General features: G+C 42.1%; 7 protein-coding genes and 1 pseudogene. 6 read left to right on the forward strand and 2 right to left on the reverse strand.

Features of this window, described 5'->3' with window-relative positions:
• The coding region (locus tag P5674_RS23615) for an IS630 transposase-related protein (protein WP_315670339.1) at nucleotides 1–274 on the reverse strand (274 nt) is incomplete at its 3' end.
• Nucleotides 275–319: 45 nt separating this feature from the next.
• Here P5674_RS23615 and P5674_RS23620 point away from each other — a divergent pair.
• From P5674_RS23620 to P5674_RS23645, 6 genes and pseudogenes are all read left to right on the forward strand, one after another.
• A pseudogene (locus P5674_RS23620) lies at nucleotides 320–523 on the forward strand (hypothetical protein); the annotation flags it as partial.
• 146 nt (nucleotides 524–669) lie between these two features.
• Nucleotides 670–1,038, forward strand: coding sequence for a hypothetical protein (locus P5674_RS23625; protein WP_006615959.1), 369 nt, complete (start codon nucleotides 670–672; stop codon nucleotides 1,036–1,038).
• A gap of 21 nt (nucleotides 1,039–1,059) precedes the next feature.
• Nucleotides 1,060–1,413, forward strand: coding sequence for a hypothetical protein (locus P5674_RS23630; RefSeq protein WP_006615960.1), 354 nt, complete (start codon nucleotides 1,060–1,062; stop codon nucleotides 1,411–1,413).
• A 171-nt stretch (nucleotides 1,414–1,584) separates the two neighbouring features.
• Nucleotides 1,585–1,836, forward strand: a complete 252-nt coding sequence (locus tag P5674_RS23635; RefSeq protein WP_014276000.1) for a hypothetical protein — start codon at nucleotides 1,585–1,587, stop codon at nucleotides 1,834–1,836.
• Between the two features lie 414 nt (nucleotides 1,837–2,250).
• Nucleotides 2,251–2,439 carry a hypothetical protein gene (locus tag P5674_RS23640; protein WP_231852203.1) on the forward strand — a complete coding sequence of 63 codons (189 nt, stop codon included), beginning with the start codon at nucleotides 2,251–2,253 and terminating at the stop codon, nucleotides 2,437–2,439.
• A 112-nt stretch (nucleotides 2,440–2,551) separates the two neighbouring features.
• On the forward strand, nucleotides 2,552–2,785 hold the full coding sequence (locus tag P5674_RS23645; RefSeq protein ID WP_315643110.1) for a hypothetical protein: 234 nt from the start codon (nucleotides 2,552–2,554) through the stop codon (nucleotides 2,783–2,785).
• Nucleotides 2,786–2,972: 187 nt separating this feature from the next.
• Here the strand turns inward: P5674_RS23645 and P5674_RS23650 are convergent, their stop codons facing one another.
• Nucleotides 2,973–3,254, reverse strand: a complete 282-nt coding sequence (locus P5674_RS23650; RefSeq protein WP_081471283.1) for a two-partner secretion domain-containing protein — start codon at nucleotides 3,252–3,254, stop codon at nucleotides 2,973–2,975.
• Nucleotides 3,255–3,490 lie beyond the last annotated feature (236 nt).

The following is a 3,490-nucleotide window of genomic DNA, read 5'->3' on the forward strand; positions in this document are numbered from 1 at the left end:
CAGCCATTTGAGCGGAGGTTTGATCGCCATGCTCTTGGGCAAAAGCCTTGAATTTATGCCAGTCGGTAATTTTGTGGTTATTGCCAGGTCGGTGATTAGGTTTAGGGAGGAAGTCTCCGGTCTGTGCTTTTCTTTGCAGCCAGAGATTAATGGTGTTCCGGCTGACATGGAAAACTTGACTGGCTTCTGTTTTGGGTATACCGTCTAGTTCAATTGCATTAATAACTTTTTGTCTAAGGTCGTAACTGTAGGGGGCTGGCCTTTTGGGTCTTATGTAGATATCCTTGCCATTATACGTCCTAACTATTCTGTCTTGTGCTATACATCGACCAACCAAAATCCAGCCCAAGCGTTCCCTATTACTTCCCCAGAGGTGACGATATTGGGCAACAAAATCAAACCGCCGCGCCGCCGTCCGGTCGGGTACGTCTACTTTAGGGAAGCAAAATTGTTTTTAGAGATGCTCAATGAGCCTATCGTGCTCTGTGACTACAACGGTCATCTATACAAAGACCCCGATTAGAAGACAACCCCAACAATTTTTTTAGACCAAACAAACCTCCTTGCATGTCCGGAAACCCTATAGGTTTCCGTACCTGTTCCACACCCTAAAAATGCCTGCTATGAATGAAGTGGTAAGCAGTTTTGAAGCAACAAGGCGGGTATTGGATGCCAAGTTTAGCGAATACGAAAGTTTATAGTTGGGACGCGCCCAGCCCAGGTGGAACGGGAACCATTAAAGTAGCTGCCCGGCTTTCTAATAGATACGATGGCATTGCTACTGATTTGGGAATGACAAGCCACGCAACTGCGGCTGATGTAGATGCACATATGTTAAAGCCGAACCAAGCAGTTCAAGAAGGCTACTTGATGAAAATGCGGATCAACTATAGGCAAAACACTAAACATTTTGGCGCTGATATTTATGTGCCACCGGATAAAGTTGTTGATGCTATCCAAAAACTACCCGGTAAAAGCTGGGCCGGCACTGGGGTGATTACTTCCTGTCGCGATCGTCTTCAGGCTGATTACCGTTAAGTAACATAAAGGAATTTTGCAATGGCAGCTAGAACAAAACTTGTTCAATTAGGGACAGGATCCACAGCTAAAGTTTTTCGAGCTAGTGCTGTAATGTATACAAGCCAAAATGCCGACGTTTTGGGGATTAAAGACGTAGAAGAAGTCAATTTAAAAGCCCCACTCTATGACACTGGGGAGTTAATGCGAGTCGGAGCGTTAGTAAGGCTGAATGTAGCATGTCAAGGAACGGGAGGTCGAAAAATCAACTATAGAATTTTTTGCGATGGTGAAGAAGTAAGCCCCGCTTTGGCTTTCTACAGAAGCACTAGAAAAACTCTTAATGGTAGAACTGTATTAGGCGCTAATTTAGACCGCCGTCAAGTTCTCCGATAAGGCATGGATTTTACCGACGCTTATGGTGTATGGAAACTGATAGCTTCAAGCTATCAGCCTACCCAAGAATGGATAATTCACGACCCCCCAATCACTCAACACTCATTATTGAGATTTAAATTTTAAACTGATTGGGGGCGATGGAAAAACCCCTATGATGGCTATAGGTCAATGCTGCTTATCAGAGGGCATTATCGTGATGATTCTGGGAGTTTTGGCTGGGTAACTGGACAAAGGACTGTATACGTTACAGAAGAACCACAACTGATTAACTATCCGCCCATAGAAGAATTTAAAGATAATCCCTGGACAATTAGAAAGCTAGGAGTCCGCCGCCGTTTTTTCAAAAATGCAACATGGATCGAAAATCATCCTGCAATGGATTTAAAGTTTGATCTAAGAATTGAGGCTTTTGTAACTTAACATGGACATCTCTATCAGTCAATTAATCAACCATCTCCCAGATGGTTCAATGTTAAAAACCTTGCTGGCTTCATTAGGCACTGACGCTGAAAACGTAGATACTACCGTAGAACTTTACTAATTTGTTGAGGCTTTTTACCCGGCTCAAATCGAACACAACCAACTACCTCATGTTCAACGATGATTAAACGTAGTTTCTGATCAAACATTGTTTGATATAGTATTGCAACGGGATGGCTCCGTGACAAGAAGGTTAGAAAGAAAATTGTCATTCTTCCAAAGATTTGAGAATTCGGGAATTAGCAGTAGAGAACAAATCTAATTTACCAACGGTCTAAATTTTTCGGATAACTGGGAGTCTATCCGGATTACCAGAAAACGAACCACAAGCAATTTTTTCAAAACTTAATTTTAGTGTTTGAAAGCACAGGATTTTCTAACTTTATGCATCTAGAAATTGAAAAAATTGCTTTAATTATTAGTTGGCTTGTTTCTTTTTCGGGAGGTATTTGGTATCTTTCAGCAAAATATTCTGAACTCCAAACTACTGTAAAAAAAAATAAAGAAGACATCAATAGATTAGGAAATTCAATCAGAAAGTAAACCCGAGGGGACAGACAACTTATCTGGCTTACTTTAAAAAATATTGAAAAATATTTAGCCAAGACAAATTACTATGATGAATTAATCTTAAAAGACAACGAAAAAAACAACGATGGATTCTAATGTATTACCTGAGATAGTCAAACTGGGAACTGATGGTATTACCGTTTTTTTAGTCTGGCAGTTAATGAAGCAAAATCAGAAACTGATATCAGAGGTTAACTCCAGAGACAACGAATTAATGAAGCTGATTTACACAATCCTAAATCAATATAGGCAGTACCCAACAGGATTAAGCGATCGCACTAGCCGAATTAACCATCCCAGGGAAAAAGCCAAGGAGTAATTAATCAGACTGACCCAATGGAGGACAACCTACTGGGAAGATGGACAAAATAAGTACAAATTCCCAGCTAGGGCAAAAAAGCGATCGCATTAAGTCCCTTGACACCAATCTGGACTTCTACAATTCCAAGACAACGGTAAACGCTTCTATATTACCCCCAAAGGCGCTAAGATGACCCCCTTCTAGGTTAATTTGTCCCCCCACTAGCGTAATAGCCTGTCCGGGTTGCACTTGTAAACCTGTGGGACTCGGTTCGCCTTCCAGTCAGATACCTACCGCTTGGGAACGGTTCGTAATTGTTGACCCAGCCCCGTTTAATTGCAGCCATAAGGGGGGTGTTAATATATAGCAGAGGGGGGGACTGTGGTTGGGTGCTTAACTGGGTTCCATCGTTAAAAATGAGGCGGTCTGCGGTACTGGCGAGGAAGGAACCACCGATGTTAAGTTGGGCGTTAGGACCGAAAATGATACCGTTGGGGTTGAGGAGAAGCGTTTATACAAGTTAAGTGACTTGGGTGGCGATCGCTTTAGTTTTTCTGTATGATGATTATGGCCATGAGTTATGGCTAGGTGATTGAACCATAACAGCTTGAGAACCTGTTATCCGTTAGGGCCACAGACAATTCTACTCCCAAGTCCTAACGGATTTTTGTGGCTTTGGCTTGATTGTGCGATCGCGTTCACTTCTTGTCCCTCGTTGTTCAT

It is taken from the genome of Limnospira sp. PMC 289.06, assembly GCF_032350395.1.
Taxonomy (GTDB): domain Bacteria; phylum Cyanobacteriota; class Cyanobacteriia; order Cyanobacteriales; family Microcoleaceae; genus Limnospira; species Limnospira platensis.